Origin of the sequence: Bradyrhizobium lupini (assembly GCF_040939785.1) — a bacterium.
Taxonomy (GTDB): Bacteria; Pseudomonadota; Alphaproteobacteria; order Rhizobiales; family Xanthobacteraceae; genus Bradyrhizobium; species Bradyrhizobium canariense_D.
Genome location: NZ_CP162553.1, coordinates 5,368,917 through 5,382,122, shown reverse-complemented (window position 1 = coordinate 5,382,122; position 13,206 = coordinate 5,368,917). Strand labels below are relative to the sequence as shown.

At 63.4% G+C, this 13,206-nt stretch carries 15 protein-coding genes; 13 read left to right on the top strand and 2 right to left on the bottom strand.

Annotation, left to right across the window (positions count from 1 at the left end):
- The first annotated feature begins 9 nt into the window (after window positions 1-9).
- The 7 genes from pqqD to AB3L03_RS25525 all read left to right on the top strand — a co-directional run bounded on the left by pqqD (window position 10) and on the right by AB3L03_RS25525 (window position 8,085).
- Entirely contained in the window at window positions 10-321 is a 312-nt protein-coding gene (pqqD, locus tag AB3L03_RS25555; protein WP_368507192.1) for a pyrroloquinoline quinone biosynthesis peptide chaperone PqqD, read from the top strand.
- Window positions 318-1,517 (top strand): pyrroloquinoline quinone biosynthesis protein PqqE, encoded by a 1,200-nt coding sequence (gene pqqE, locus AB3L03_RS25550; RefSeq protein ID WP_368507191.1) that lies wholly within the window; start codon window positions 318-320, stop codon window positions 1,515-1,517. Before pqqD ends, pqqE begins: the two co-directional genes overlap by 4 nt.
- Window positions 1,507-2,493, top strand: coding sequence for a prolyl aminopeptidase (pip, locus tag AB3L03_RS25545; RefSeq protein WP_317245839.1), 987 nt, complete (start codon window positions 1,507-1,509; stop codon window positions 2,491-2,493). Before pqqE ends, pip begins: the two co-directional genes overlap by 11 nt.
- 12 nt (window positions 2,494-2,505) lie before the next feature.
- A complete protein-coding gene (locus tag AB3L03_RS25540) occupies window positions 2,506-3,183 on the top strand; it encodes a hypothetical protein (RefSeq protein ID WP_368507190.1) in 678 nt (225 codons plus the stop codon).
- 233 nt (window positions 3,184-3,416) lie between these two features.
- Window positions 3,417-5,216: an FAD-dependent oxidoreductase gene (locus tag AB3L03_RS25535; protein ID WP_247295015.1), complete on the top strand. Its 1,800-nt coding sequence runs from the start codon at window positions 3,417-3,419 to the stop codon at window positions 5,214-5,216.
- Window positions 5,186-7,033: a 2-oxoacid:acceptor oxidoreductase subunit alpha gene (locus AB3L03_RS25530; RefSeq protein ID WP_085385335.1), complete on the top strand. Its 1,848-nt coding sequence runs from the start codon at window positions 5,186-5,188 to the stop codon at window positions 7,031-7,033. The genes AB3L03_RS25535 and AB3L03_RS25530 overlap by 31 nt, the downstream gene beginning before the upstream one ends.
- Window positions 7,030-8,085 carry a 2-oxoacid:ferredoxin oxidoreductase subunit beta gene (locus AB3L03_RS25525; protein WP_018454076.1) on the top strand — a complete coding sequence of 352 codons (1,056 nt, stop codon included), beginning with the start codon at window positions 7,030-7,032 and terminating at the stop codon, window positions 8,083-8,085. Before AB3L03_RS25530 ends, AB3L03_RS25525 begins: the two co-directional genes overlap by 4 nt.
- A 4-nt stretch (window positions 8,086-8,089) precedes the next feature.
- Here the strand turns inward: AB3L03_RS25525 and AB3L03_RS25520 are convergent, their stop codons facing one another.
- Together AB3L03_RS25520 and AB3L03_RS25515 are read right to left on the bottom strand one after the other, a co-directional pair.
- Window positions 8,090-8,533, bottom strand: coding sequence for a DUF4399 domain-containing protein (locus AB3L03_RS25520; protein ID WP_018454075.1), 444 nt, complete (start codon window positions 8,531-8,533; stop codon window positions 8,090-8,092).
- Between the two features lie 17 nt (window positions 8,534-8,550).
- Window positions 8,551-10,101, bottom strand: coding sequence for an SUMF1/EgtB/PvdO family nonheme iron enzyme (locus AB3L03_RS25515; RefSeq protein ID WP_368507189.1), 1,551 nt, complete (start codon window positions 10,099-10,101; stop codon window positions 8,551-8,553).
- Window positions 10,102-10,404: 303 nt separating this feature from the next.
- Between AB3L03_RS25515 and AB3L03_RS25510 the strand changes: the two genes are divergently transcribed.
- The 6 genes from AB3L03_RS25510 to AB3L03_RS25485 all read left to right on the top strand — a co-directional run bounded on the left by AB3L03_RS25510 (window position 10,405) and on the right by AB3L03_RS25485 (window position 13,046).
- Entirely contained in the window at window positions 10,405-11,025 is a 621-nt protein-coding gene (locus tag AB3L03_RS25510) for a hypothetical protein (RefSeq protein WP_085351895.1), read from the top strand.
- Window positions 11,026-11,057: 32 nt separating this feature from the next.
- Complete coding sequence (locus tag AB3L03_RS25505; RefSeq protein ID WP_368507188.1) at window positions 11,058-11,507, top strand: DsrE family protein; 450 nt, start codon at window positions 11,058-11,060, stop codon at window positions 11,505-11,507.
- 81 nt (window positions 11,508-11,588) lie between these two features.
- Entirely contained in the window at window positions 11,589-11,915 is a 327-nt protein-coding gene (locus AB3L03_RS25500; RefSeq protein WP_018454071.1) for a helix-turn-helix transcriptional regulator, read from the top strand.
- Window positions 11,912-12,343 (top strand): SRPBCC domain-containing protein, encoded by a 432-nt coding sequence (locus AB3L03_RS25495; protein ID WP_317245832.1) that lies wholly within the window; start codon window positions 11,912-11,914, stop codon window positions 12,341-12,343. Before AB3L03_RS25500 ends, AB3L03_RS25495 begins: the two co-directional genes overlap by 4 nt.
- A gap of 44 nt (window positions 12,344-12,387) precedes the next feature.
- Entirely contained in the window at window positions 12,388-12,606 is a 219-nt protein-coding gene (locus AB3L03_RS25490) for a hypothetical protein (RefSeq protein WP_026232665.1), read from the top strand.
- A 2-nt stretch (window positions 12,607-12,608) separates the two neighbouring features.
- Entirely contained in the window at window positions 12,609-13,046 is a 438-nt protein-coding gene (locus AB3L03_RS25485; protein WP_085352024.1) for a DUF1801 domain-containing protein, read from the top strand.
- Window positions 13,047-13,206 lie beyond the last annotated feature (160 nt).

Here is a 13,206-nt window from a genome sequence, read left to right as displayed (position 1 = left end):
GAACCACCGATGGCCGGGCCGCGTCACATCAGCGTCAGCGAGACCAGCCGGCCGGTTCTGCCGCGGCACGCCAAGCTGAAATATGACGAAACGCGAAAAGTCTGGGTGATCCTGGCGCCCGAACGCGTGCTGGCGCCGGACGAGATCGCGGTCGAGGTCTTGCAGCTCTGCGACGGCGAGCGCAATGTCGGCGAAATGTCCGACCAACTCGCGACAAAATACGCCGCGCCGCGCGAGGCGATCCTGGCCGACGTCATTGTCATGCTGCAGGATCTCGCCGACAAGGGCTTTCTCACGGAGGCCCGGGAGAAGACGTCATGAGCGATGTGCTCGGCAATCCCACCATCCCGCCCGACGCCAGCGACAGCCTCGCGGTGCTGGAGAAGAGCCGCTCGACGGCAGAGACGTTCGGCATTCCGCTCGCCGTGCTGCTCGAGATCACCCATCGCTGCCCGCTGCAATGTCCCTATTGCTCCAACCCGGTCGAGCTCGACCGCTCGGGCAAGGAGCTGACGACCGAGGAATGGAAGAAGGTATTGAGCGAACTCGCCGAGATCGGCGTGCTGCAGGTGCATTTCTCCGGCGGCGAGCCGACGGCGCGCAAGGACCTCGTCGAGCTGGTCAAGCATGCGAGCGACGTCGGGCTCTACACCAACCTCATCACTTCGGCGGTGCTGCTGACGCGTGAGCGGTTGAGCGAACTTGCCGATGCCGGGCTCTGCCACGTCCAGATCAGTTTTCAGGGCGTTGAAGAAGCCCTCGCCGACCGCGTCGGCGGCTACAAAAACGGGCACCGCAAGAAGCTCGAAGTCGCAAAATGGACGCGCGAGCTCGATTTGCCGCTCACCGTGAATGCGGTGATGCATCGGCAAAACCTGCACCAGCTGTCTGATATCATCCAGATGTCGGTGGACCTCGACGCCGACCGGCTCGAGGTCGCCAATGTCCAATATTACGGCTGGGCGCTAAAGAACCGCGCCGCGCTGATGCCGACGGTGGCGCAGCTCGACGAGTGCACCCGCATCGTCGAGGAGGCGCGCGAGCGGCTGAAGGGCCGGCTCACGATCGACTATGTCGTGCCTGATTATTACGCGCTGCGGCCGAAGAAGTGCATGGGCGGCTGGGGTCGGCAGTTCTTCAACATTTCGCCGGCCGGCAAGGTGCTGCCCTGCCACGCCGCCGAGAGCATCACCGGGCTCGACTTCGAATCCGTGCGCTCCAACCAGTCGATCGCCTGGATCTGGCAGAACTCGGACGCCTTCAACCGCTACCGCGGCACCGGCTGGATGAAGGAGCCGTGCAAGAGTTGCGAATTCCGGGAGATCGATTTCGGCGGCTGCCGCTGCCAGGCCTTTGCGCTGACCGGCGACGCCGCCAACACCGATCCCGCCTGCGCGCTGTCGCCGCTGCACGAGACCATCTTCAAGCAGGCCGAGCGCGAGGCTGAGGGCGAAACCAACCGCTTCCTCTATCGCAATTTCGCTGGCGGCACCCTGGAATCCGAGAATGGTGCCTGACGCCGACGCGGCCAGCTCAGTCAAGCGCGCCGATCCCTTTGCACCGCTGACCTCCGAAATGCTCGACGTCGGCGACGGCCACGAGCTCTATGTCGAGAGCGTCGGCCGCACCGACGGAATCCCGGCGGTCTATCTGCATGGCGGCCCCGGCAGCGGCTGCCAGCCCGACCACCGCCGGCTGTTTGATCCCGACCGTTTTCAGGCCGTGCTGTTCGACCAGCGCGGCTGCGGTCGCAGCCGGCCGAAGGGATCGCGCGCACACAACACCACGCAGCATCTGATCGCGGACATGGAAAAGATCCGCGAGAAATTCGGCGTCGCGCGCTGGATGGTGGTCGGCGGCTCCTGGGGCGCGACGCTGGCGCTGGCTTATGCGCAGGCGCATCCCGAGCGCGTCTCCGGAATTGCGCTGCGCGCGACCTTTCTCGGCACGCGTGCTGAAGTCGAGATCGCCTTCACCTCCCGCCTGTCGCAATTCTACCCCGCGCTCTACGACGATTTTCTGAGCGTGCTGCCGGTCGAGGAGCGCGCGCAACCGGTGGAAGCCTACTATCGCCGCATCCTCGATCCCGATCCGGCGGTGCATGGCCCGGCCTCGCGCGCCTGGCACGATACCGAACGCGCCTTGTCGGAGCACAAGGCGGCAAAGACACGGCTGGATCTGGCGTCGCTGAACGTGTGGCGCACATTGCCGGCGACGCCGTTCATGGAGGCGCATTATTTCGTCCAAGACAGCTTCATGACGGAGAACGAGTTGTTGCGGAACGCCGGCAAGCTCGACGGCATTCCCGGCATCATCGTCCAGGGCCGCTACGATCTGTTGTGCCCTCCCGAGACATCGCAGGCGCTCGCGAAAGTGTGGCCGGGTTCCGAGATTCGCATCGTGGAAGAAGCCGGCCATTCGCTCTATGATACCGGCGTGCGGGACGCGGTCATGAAGTCGATCGCAGATATCGCTTCGAAGATTTCGCGATAGCGGGACAAGAAAATGCCACTCGCCGGGAAGGGCATGTTGCTCACGTCGATGAATATCGACGTTCCAAATGAACCCGATTTCAACCGCTGGTACGATCGCGAGCATCTGGAAGAGCGCGTTGCGATCGAGGGCTTTCTCGAAGCGCGGCGCTATGTCGCGCACGCCGCCAATCCCAAATATCTCTCGCTGTATTCAACCGCGACGCTCGACGTGCTCGACAGTCCCGCCTACCGGGCGAGGCTCGCCAGTCAGACCGAATGGTCGCGGCGGAGCATGGCGCATTTCAAGGACATGCTCCGCGTGGTCGCCCGCATCACGATCAGCAACGGTACCGGACGCGGCGCGGCGCTCGGCCTCGTGCGGCTGCGGCCGACGCCGGACAATGCAGTCGCGTGGCGTGACGCACTGCAAGAACGGCTGGCGCCGGAAAAACACGACGGCATCATCTCCATGCATCTGCTCGAAAGCGAGCCGGAACTATCAGGCGCGACCGCGGATATTCCGGCGGTGCGCAACGAAGGCGCGCGCGACTGGTTCGTGCTGATCGACGGCACGCATGTCGGCGCGGTCTCGTCCGTGATCGCCGAGCGCTTCACCGGCCCTGCCGCCTCGCCATTCCCGCTTCCCGTGTCGGTCGGCTCCTACTGCCTGATGTGGGACCTCGCGAAGAGCGACATCGCGCGCAACTAAGCCATCGGACGCATCGCAACATGCTGCACCGCCACATACTGCGCACGGCCGTTAATGCTGTGCGCGCGTAGCTCCCATGAAAGAGGGGAAGCGCGAAATTTGCCGTTGTACTTCGGAGCGGTTCTAATAAGCTAACCCAATGACGTCATTCAGAAACCAGATCGCCGCGCGTTAGCGTTCGCAAGCTCAAGAAAAGGCCGCGGGGTCTTTGAGCCTGCGCGGACAGGGTAGGAATGAAACCGACCGATATTGCGGCCCCCGACTACTTTCACAAAGTGGTCGATTGCCAATGGGCCTGTCCTGCGCACACTCCCGTTCCCGAATACATCCGACTGATCGCCCAAGGCCGCTACAGCGACGCCTATATGATCAATTGGAAATCGAACGTGTTTCCCGGAATTCTGGGACGGACCTGCGATCGTCCATGCGAGCCGGCGTGCCGCCGCGGACGCGTCGAGGAGACGCCGGTCGCGATCTGCCGCCTGAAGCGCGTCGCCGCCGACTTCAAGGACGACATCACGCAGCGCTTGCCGCGCCCCTCGGCCAAGAACGGCAAGCGCGTTGCCTTCGTGGGCGGTGGTCCCGCTTCGCTGACGGTCGCCCGCGATCTCGCGCCGCTCGGCTATCACTGCACCGTGTTCGACGCCGATGCCCAAGCCGGCGGCATGATGCGCTCGCAGATCCCGAAATTCCGCCTGCCGGATTCGGTCATCGACGAGGAGACCGGCTACATCCTGGGTCTCGGCGTCGACTTCAAGGGCGGCCATCGCATCGAGAGCATGAAGGCGCTGCTCGCGGAGAAGTACGACGCAATCTTCGTCGGCTCCGGCGCACCGCGCGGCCGCGAGCTCGACATCCCCGGACGCAAGGAAGCAGCCGCCAACGTCCATATCGGCATCGACTGGCTGTCCTCGGTCTCGTTCGGTCATACCGACAAGATCGGCAAGCGCGTCATCGTGCTCGGCGGCGGCAACACCGCGATGGATTGCTGCCGCACTGCGCGTCGCCTCGGCGGCGAAGAGGTGAAGGTCGTCGTACGCTCCGGCTTCGAGGAAATGAAGGCCTCTCCCTGGGAGAAGGAAGACGCGCTCCACGAGGACATCCCGATCCTCAACTTCCTCGTGCCCACAGCCTTCGTCCACGACAACGGCAAGCTCATCGGCATCACTTTCCAGAAGGTGAAGGCCGAATACGACGCCAAGGGCCGCCGCAACCTCGTCCCCTCGGGCGAGCCGGACCAGACCATCGAATGCGACGACGTGCTGGTCGCGGTCGGCCAGGAGAACGCCTTCCCTTGGATCGAGCAGGACTGCGGCATCGAGTTCGATAAATGGCACATGCCCAAGGTCGATCCGCAAACCTTCGTCTCGACCAACCCGAAGGTGTTCTTCGGCGGCGACGCCGCGTTCGGGCCGAAAAACATCATCTGGGCGGTGGCGCAGGGCCATGACGCCGCGCTGTCGATCCACAAAATGCTCTCGGGCGAGGACATCACCGAGCGGCCATTGCCCGACGTGTACATCTCCTCGCAGAAGATGGGCATCCACGAATGGAGCTATGACAACGACATCTCCAACGACAAGCGCTACAAGGTGCCGCATCGCGACAAGGTGATCGCGCTGAAGGACATCCGCACCGAGGTCGAGCTCGGCTATGACGTCAAGCTGGCGCTGGGCGAAGCTCATCGCTGCCTGAACTGCGACGTCCAGACCGTGTTCTCGACCTCGCTCTGCATCGAGTGCGATGCCTGCGTCGACATCTGTCCGATGGATTGCATCACCTTCACGGACAACGGCGAGGAAGGCGATCTCCGTCAGCGCCTGAAAGCACCCTCGCTGCATCCGGACCAGGATCTCTATGTGTCCAGCGACCTCAAGACCGGGCGCGTGATGGTCAAGGACGAGGATGTCTGCCTGCATTGCGGGCTGTGCGCCGAGCGCTGCCCCACCGGCGCCTGGGACATGCAGAAATATTTGATCGAGATGACTCACGCAGGTTCAGCATGTCCGACAAAAAGCCGATCAGCAGCGTAAACGACTTCGTCGTCCGCTTCGCCAACGTCAACGGATCGGGCTCGGCCAGCGCCAACGAGATGTTTGCGCGCGCGATCCTGCGCCACGGCGTTCCGGTGAGCCCCCGTAACATCTTCCCGTCCAACATTCAGGGCTTGCCGACCTGGTACGAGGTGCGCGTGACCGAAGACGGCCATCTCGGCGCCCGCGGCGGCGTCGACATGATGGTCGCCATGAACCCGCAGACCTGGGACAAGGACGTCGCCGGCATCGAGCCAGGCGGCTATCTGTTCTACGATTCCACCAAGCCGATGCCGTCGACCAAATTCCGCGACGACATCACCGTGATCGGCGTCCCCCTGACCGCGATCACCAACTCGACTTACACCGATCCGCGCCAGCGCCAGCTGTTCAAGAACATCATCTATCTCGGGGCGCTCTCGGCGCTGCTCGACATGGATCCGAAGCTGATCGAGCAGCTGATCGGCGAGCAGTACAAGGGCAAGGAGAAGCTCTTGTCCTCCAACGTCCACGCGCTGCATCTCGGCCGCGACTGGGCGCTGCAAAACCTGAAATGCCCGACCGGGCTGCGGGTGAAGAAGTCCGACAAGGTCGGCGACCGCATCTTCATCGAAGGCAACAGCGCCGCCGCGCTGGGCGCCGTCTATGGCGGCGCCACGGTGTGCGCCTGGTATCCGATCACGCCGTCCTCGTCGGTGGCAGAAGCTTTCACCGCCCACTGCAAGAAGTACCGGCACGACCCGGAGACCGGAAAGGCGAAATACGCCATCGTGCAGGGCGAGGACGAGCTGGCTTCGATCGGGATCGTGATCGGCGCCTCCTGGAACGGCGCGCGCGCCTTCACCGCGACCTCCGGCCCCGGCATCTCGCTGATGACCGAGTTCATCGGGCTGTCGTATTTCGCCGAAATCCCGGCCGTGATCATGAACATCCAGCGCGCCGGTCCCTCGACCGGCATGCCGACCCGCACCCAGCAATGCGACATCATCGCCTGCGCCTATGCTTCGCATGGCGACACCAAGCATGTGCTGCTGTTCCCCGAAGATCCCGCCGAAGCGTTCGAGTTCGCGGCCGCGGCTTTCGATCTCGCCGAGCGGCTCCAGACCACCATCTTCCTGATGCTCGACCTCGACATCGGCATGAACCACCGGCTCTGCCGTCCGCTGAAATGGGACGACGCGAAGCAATATGACCGCGGCAAGGTGATGACCGCGGAGATGCTGGACGAAGGCCGCGATTTCGGCCGCTATCTCGACGTCGACGGCGACGGCATCCCTTACCGAACCTATCCCGGCACGCATCCGACCAAGGGCTCCTATTTTACCCGTGGCACGTCGCGTGACCGCTATGCGCGTTACTCCGAAGAGGGCTCGGTCTACGCCGACAACATGCAGCGCCTGATGCGCAAGTTCGAGACCGCGCAGGATCTGGTGCCGCGGCCGCTCCAGGCCAATGCGGAACGGCCAACCAAATACGGCGTGATCTATTTCGGCTCGACCACGCCGGCGATGGACGAGGCGATCGGATTGCTGGAAGCGCGCGGGCATCAGCTCGACCGCCTGCGCATCCGCGCCTTCCCGTTCCACTCCAGCGTGGCGAGCTTCCTCGCCGAGCACGATTTCGTCTATGTGGTCGAGCAGAATCGCGACAGCCAGCTGCGCCAGCTCATCGTCAACGAAAACGGCATCGACCCGGTGCGGCTGGTGCCGATCGTGCATTACGACGGCTCGCCGATCACCGCCCGCTTCATCGCAAAAGCCATTGGCGACCACCAGGATCACATCAAGGTGACCCCGCTCCGCAAGGCCGTGTCATGACCTACATTGCAAAGCCGAAATTCCACCATCCCGGGCTGAAGAAGAACGAGCTCGGCTACACCCATCGCGATTACGAGGGCAAGATCTCGACGCTGTGCGCCGGCTGTGGCCATGACTCTATCACGGCCTCCATCATCGAGGCCTGCTATGAGCTTTCGATCGAGCCGCACCGGGTCGCCAAGATTTCGGGTATCGGCTGCTCGTCGAAGACGCCGGACTATTTTCTCGGCAATTCGCACGGCTTCAACTCCGTGCACGGCCGCATGCCCAGCGTCCTGACCGGCGCCAATCTCGCCAATCGCGACCTGATCTATCTCGGCGTCTCCGGCGACGGCGATTCCGCCTCGATCGGCTTCGGCCAGTTCGCGCATTCGATCCGGCGCGGCGTCAACATGACCTATATCGTCGAGAACAACGGCGTCTACGGCCTGACCAAGGGCCAGTTCTCGGCGACCGCCGACCGCGGCTCGAAGTCCAAGAAAGGCGTCACCAACACCGACAACGCCATCGACCTCGTCGCCATCGCGCTTCAGCTCGGCGCCACCTTCGTCGCGCGCTCGTTCTCCGGCGACAAGACGCAGCTCGTGCCGCTGATCGCGGCCGCGATCCGCCACAAGGGTGCGTCGTTCATCGACGTGATCAGCCCCTGCATCGCCTTCAACAACCATGCCGGCTCGACCAAGAGCTTCGACTATGTCCGCGAGCACAATGACGCGGTGAACCGGCTCGACGTGCTGGTCGGCCGCGATCCGATTGCGGTGGATTACGCACCGGGTACGGTGCAAATGGTCGAGCAGCATGACGGCAGCAGGATCGCGCTGCGCAAGATCGACGCCGACTACGATCCGCACGACCGGCTCGGCGCCCAAACCTTCCTGCAAAAGCACGCCGCCAAGGGACAGATCGTCACCGGCCTGCTCTATGTCGATCCCGACGCGGAGGACCTGCACGAGCATCTCAACACGGTCGAAACGCCGCTCAACACGCTGGAAGCCGACACGCTCTGCCCGGGCTCGGCGGCGCTGGACAAGTTCAACGCCAGCCTGCGGTGATTGCCTATCGCGCCGCGGCCGGCTGCCGGACGCGTATGGTGATCTTCTCCGACACGATGGGCGGCTCGAACGGATAGTGCTTGGCATCGCCCAGCACGAGTTGAAGCGTGTGCGTCCCGGGCGGAAGCTCGAGCAGCGTTTCGGTCTGCCCTGCCCCGAAATGCAGATGCGACTTGTCCTGCAGGATCGGCTCCTTGGGATCGATGGGGTCGTTGACGTCGATCAGCAGATGATGGTGACCGGCGTTCTGGTACTCGTCGCCGGCATGGGTCACTCCCATGTTGCGCAAGCCGAACCGGACCCAGAATCCGCCGCGCACCTTCTGCCCGTCACGCGGGGTGATGAAATAGAGCTTTGCGTCCTTGGGCGCTGCCTTGCCCTGCGAAAAGGCTGCCCCCGGGAGCAATGCGAGCGCCGCCGCCAGCGCGACGCAACGAAGGATCTGCATCAAACCAACTCCACCACTTAAGGACTGAGCGCCACGCGGAATCCGTGCGTGGGGTAACGAACATTGGTGTCGTAGCCATCGCGGTTGGACGGCCGCACATATCTCGAATCGTTCTTCCAGGAGCCCGAGCGCAGGACATGAGCGCTGCAGTCCCCGCTGCTCCATGCCGAGCCGTCGGTGGGCGCGCCCTGATAGGTCTTGTGCCAGCAGTCCTCGACCCACTGATCGACGCCGCCGCCCATGTCGTGGAGCCCGAACGGGTTCGGCTTGAAGCTGCCGACTTTCGCTGGCTGCTCGGCCGCGAGATCACCGCAATCCTTGCAACCGGCCATGCCCGGCTGCAGCTTGTCGCCCCACCAATATCTGGTCTGCGTTCCGCCCCGCGCGGCATATTCCCATTCGGCTTCGCTCGGAAGCCGATACGTCTTCTTCGTCGCCTTGGCGAGATAGGCCGCATATTGCTGCGCGTCGGTCCAGCTCACATTGCTGACCGGCGCATCGTCCTTGCCGATGGCGGTGAAGCTGCACGCCTTTGCAGCGGCGCACTCGTTCCATTCCTGCACGGTCACGGGATATTTGCTGATCGAGAACGGCTTCACCGTCACCTGATGGACGGGACGCTCGGTCGGGTCGTCGTTGCTTCCCATCGCAAAGCTGCCGCCGCGAATGGCGACGATCTCGGGTTCGCGGACGGGAATGGGCGATTGACTTACCGATTGACTCGTCGATTGATTTGGCGCCTGAGCGGGCGATGGAGATGACGAGGCCGACGAGGGAGAAGGCTGCGGCGTCTGCGGCGCCGCTTCGCGCGGCGGAGGCTGCGGGCTCGGCGATGCGGCAGGAGAAGCGGGAGTGAGGGCGGCCTGCTCGCCCACCCTGCCCGGCGCCTGAGCCAGAAGATACCACAGCACGCCGGCGGCCATCACCGACAGCGTGATACCCAGGAGAAAGATCAGGGCATTCTCGCGCCGCCCCCGCGTCCTGCCGACCGCGTCTGCATCCGGCAGCACTTTATAAACGCGCACGGGATCGGTGATGTTCTTGACCTTGCGGTCCCCGAGCGACTCGTAACCGCACACGACCTTGTGCTTGATCTGCTCGTAGATCGCGCCGGAGATAAAGACCTGGCCTGGCTCGGCGATGCCCTCGATACGCGTGGCGATATTGACGCCGTCGCCGTAGACGTCGTCAGGCTCCACGATGACGTCACCGAGATTGACGCCAATCCGGTACTCGATCCGGGTGTTCTTCGGAAGCGAGGCGTTGCGGCCGATGAGATTCTGCTGGATGACGATGCTGCATCGGACGGCCTCGACCGGACTGTCGAAAATCGCGATGAAGCCATCGCCCGTCGTCTTCACCAGACTTCCGTTGTGCTCGACGATGCTGGGCTGGATGAGATCCCGCTCGATCCGCTTGACGCGGACGTGCGTGCCCTCTTCGTCGGCCTGCATCAGGCGGCTGTAGGAAGCGATGTCACCGACAATGATGGCCGCGAGGCGACGAGGCATAGGGCCGTGCGAAGGCGGCTCGTCATTCCCGGATCTGAAGTTGCGAATTTCGCCCATTGCGGGGACTCCACAAACTTGCAAAGGCAGACCCCAGCCTACGACTGCCAAAGGCGATCGTCTGTGAAGGCTATCACATCGATGGAATCGGGCAATGTCCGTGGAATCGCAGGCGCCGAGTTCCGAAAGGCGAAGGCGTCACGTCGAATGAACCTTCAGGACCCCACCGACGACTAACGCCCGGCGTGGAACTAATCACCTCGCTCCGCCCTGCGATGATGCTGTCAGCTGTGCGGACGTTGAACGCGTCGCGCCGGGGCTGCGTCTACAGCGTACAGCTCAGCTGCTGCACGCGAGGCCATCATGAAGTCTTTTCTCGTTGCGGCCGTCTTCCTTGCCGCGCTCGGCGGCGCCGCTCACGCCGAGGAGGCCGACGATATCCGTGAGGCCAGCAAGGCCGAAGCCGAAACCTTCAACGTGCGCATGTATGCCGGCGAACCCGGCAACAAGGCCTATGCCTGCTTCGTGCGCCGCTACGATGCCGAGCATCTGGCGCACCATCCGAAGCAGAAGGTCGCCTCGATGAAGCTGCTGATCTCGGCGGAGATGGACACCGAAGACAAGCAGCTCCACAACTCCTTCCGCCTCGGCTTCAGATATCGTCACCGCTCCGGCGATTTCGATTCCAGCGGCTCCTGTCATCACGCCGTGTTCACCAAGGACGGCACCGAAATCCGCCTCGGTTGCGGCGTCGACTGCGAGGGCGGCGGCATCGGCGTCGCGCTCTCGAAGGACGACAAATCGGCGGTCGTGCGGCTGGCGCGGGTCAGGGTCTGGCAGAACAACAAGCCGGACGAGGATGCCGAACTGTCACTGGTCGCCGGGGCCGACGACGGGATTTTCCGCCTAGATCGAACGGACAATAAGGAATGCGCCTCGCTCGTGACCGACCGCAAGGAACTCGCCGCGCTTCGCCACAAATGATATGTGTCCGGCACAATCGAGGGGAGATCGTCATGAACCGCCGGAACATCTTGTGGAGCGCCGTCTCAGGCCTGGGCGCGGCACTTGGCGCCTCCAGCGCGAAGGCCGCGACCGAGGGCGGCACGGGCAACAAGCTGAAGGTGGTCTATCACCTGAGCGATGCCGAGAAGGTCAACTTCGTCCTCGGCAACATCCAGAACCACATCGATGGCGTCGGCGGCCCCGACCATGTGACGATCGCGCTGGTGATCCACGGCCCGGCACTGAAGGCGTTTCACTCGGCGCAGGCCAACCCTGACATTAGCAAGCGCGTCGGCGATTTTTCCAAGGATGGCGTCGAGCTTGCCGCCTGCGGCAACACGATGAAGGCGCAGAACGTCACGCTCACGGATCTGCTGCCGGGCTTCGTCAGCGCGGAGAAGGGTGGCGTCGTCCGTTTGGCCGAGCTCCAGTCGCAGGGTTATCTCTATCTGCGGCCGTAGGGGCGGGCGCTCGACACCCCCTTGACGTACACATAACCCCAGGGTTATGAATATATCCATAACTTGCAGGTTATGGATTTTATGCCCGCCACCGCCCACGACCTTTTGTTCAGGACGCTCGCCGACCCCACCCGTCGGGCGATCTTCGAGCGATTGTGCCGCGAGGGCGAACAGACGGTCGGGGCCCTGACAGCACTGTCGGGCGTTTCCCAGCCCGCGGTCTCAAAACATCTCGGCGCGCTGAAGCAGGCTGGCCTGGTGCGCGACAGGCATCAAGGGCGGCAGACGCATTATAGCGCCCAGCCCGGCGCGCTCAATCCGCTGATCGACTGGACCAGCCAGATGACCGGATTCTGGCAGAACCGGCTCGATGCGCTCGACGATCTCCTGAAGAGGATGGACCAATGAACGAATCCCCCACCGAAACCCGATCTGTCGTCGTCGAGCGCGAATATGCCTTTCCGGCAGAGCGGATCTGGCGCGCGCTGACGCAGCCACATCTGATCGAGGAATGGCTGATGAAGAACGACTTCAAGCCGAACGTGGGCCACCGCTTCAACCTTCGCGGCGAGTGGGGCGGCGTGCTGGACTGCGAGGTCCTCACCATCGAGCCGCAGAAGACACTCGCCTACACCTGGAATTTCTCGCATGACGACGCGGCGTTCGATCTCAAGAGCGTCGTGACCTTCACGCTGACGCCGGCGGGCGCAGGCACGCATCTGCGCGTCGAGCAAGCGGGCTTCAGCCCGACGCAGAAGCAGGCTTTTGGCGGCGCGCATGCCGGCTGGAAGCAGTTTCTCGCCAAGCTGGACGAGCTGCTGGCAAGGGCAGACTAGCTTGGCCGCCGGCCTTCATTCAATCATCTCAAGAGGAGGTTTCATTGACCGGAAACATGTGGGTTCGACAGATCCATCGTTGGCTGTCGATCGCTTTCACGCTTGCCGTCATCGCCAACATCGTCGCCCTGACGCTGCAAGTCCAGGCGACGTGGATCGGCTTGCTCGCCTTCGTCCCATTGATCCCATTGCTTGCGACCGGACTCTACATGTTCGCGCTGCCATATCTCGGCCGCAGCCGCGGCGCCCGACAAGAGGCGTGAACATGAAGAAGGCCGTCACCGTGAAAAACAGCAGCGCGACGAAGGCGGATGGCGCTTCGCCATCCAGGATGATCGACGGCAGGATCAAGGAGCTCGGCGACTGGCGCGGCGACATGCTCGGACGAATCCGCGGCCTGATCAAGGAGGCCGATCCTGACGTCGTCGAGGAATGGAAATGGCGCGGCGTTCCGGTGTGGGAGCACGACGGCATCATCTGCACCGGCGAGACCTACAAGGCCGTGGTGAAGATGACCTTTGCCAAGGGCGCAGCGCTGGACGATCCAGCCGGCCTGTTCAACTCGAGCCTCGACGGCAACGTGCGGCGCGCGATCGATATTCGCGAAGGCGAGAAGATCAACGAGAAGGCGTTGAAGGCGCTGATCCGCGCAGCCGTGGCGCTGAATGCGTCCAAGAAGAAGCCGGCGAAACGTTCCGGATAGAACAGCCGTTGTGGAGCCACGAACGCTTTCCTTCTCCCCTTGTGGGAGAAGGTGGCGCGAAGCGCCGGATGAGGGGTCTCTATCGACACGGGAAACGTTGAGAGATACCCCTCACCGCAGTGAGCTTGTGTCTCCGAGCGTCGCCGCCCTCTCCCACAAG

Bases quoted from the DNA above. Each gene is read 5' to 3' on its own strand.
- pqqD (WP_368507192.1), top strand. From the start codon at position 10: ATGGCCGGGCCGCGTCACATCAGCGTCAGCGAGACCAGCCGGCCGGTT.
- pqqE (WP_368507191.1), top strand. From the start codon at position 318: ATGAGCGATGTGCTCGGCAATCCCACCATCCCGCCCGACGCCAGCGAC.
- pip (WP_317245839.1), top strand. From the start codon at position 1,507: ATGGTGCCTGACGCCGACGCGGCCAGCTCAGTCAAGCGCGCCGATCCC.
- AB3L03_RS25540 (WP_368507190.1), top strand. From the start codon at position 2,506: ATGCCACTCGCCGGGAAGGGCATGTTGCTCACGTCGATGAATATCGAC.
- AB3L03_RS25535 (WP_247295015.1), top strand. From the start codon at position 3,417: ATGAAACCGACCGATATTGCGGCCCCCGACTACTTTCACAAAGTGGTC.
- AB3L03_RS25530 (WP_085385335.1), top strand. From the start codon at position 5,186: ATGTCCGACAAAAAGCCGATCAGCAGCGTAAACGACTTCGTCGTCCGC.
- AB3L03_RS25525 (WP_018454076.1), top strand. From the start codon at position 7,030: ATGACCTACATTGCAAAGCCGAAATTCCACCATCCCGGGCTGAAGAAG.
- AB3L03_RS25520 (WP_018454075.1), bottom strand. From the start codon at position 8,533: ATGCAGATCCTTCGTTGCGTCGCGCTGGCGGCGGCGCTCGCATTGCTC.
- AB3L03_RS25515 (WP_368507189.1), bottom strand. From the start codon at position 10,101: ATGGGCGAAATTCGCAACTTCAGATCCGGGAATGACGAGCCGCCTTCG.
- AB3L03_RS25510 (WP_085351895.1), top strand. From the start codon at position 10,405: ATGAAGTCTTTTCTCGTTGCGGCCGTCTTCCTTGCCGCGCTCGGCGGC.
- AB3L03_RS25505 (WP_368507188.1), top strand. From the start codon at position 11,058: ATGAACCGCCGGAACATCTTGTGGAGCGCCGTCTCAGGCCTGGGCGCG.
- AB3L03_RS25500 (WP_018454071.1), top strand. From the start codon at position 11,589: ATGCCCGCCACCGCCCACGACCTTTTGTTCAGGACGCTCGCCGACCCC.
- AB3L03_RS25495 (WP_317245832.1), top strand. From the start codon at position 11,912: ATGAACGAATCCCCCACCGAAACCCGATCTGTCGTCGTCGAGCGCGAA.
- AB3L03_RS25485 (WP_085352024.1), top strand. From the start codon at position 12,609: ATGAAGAAGGCCGTCACCGTGAAAAACAGCAGCGCGACGAAGGCGGAT.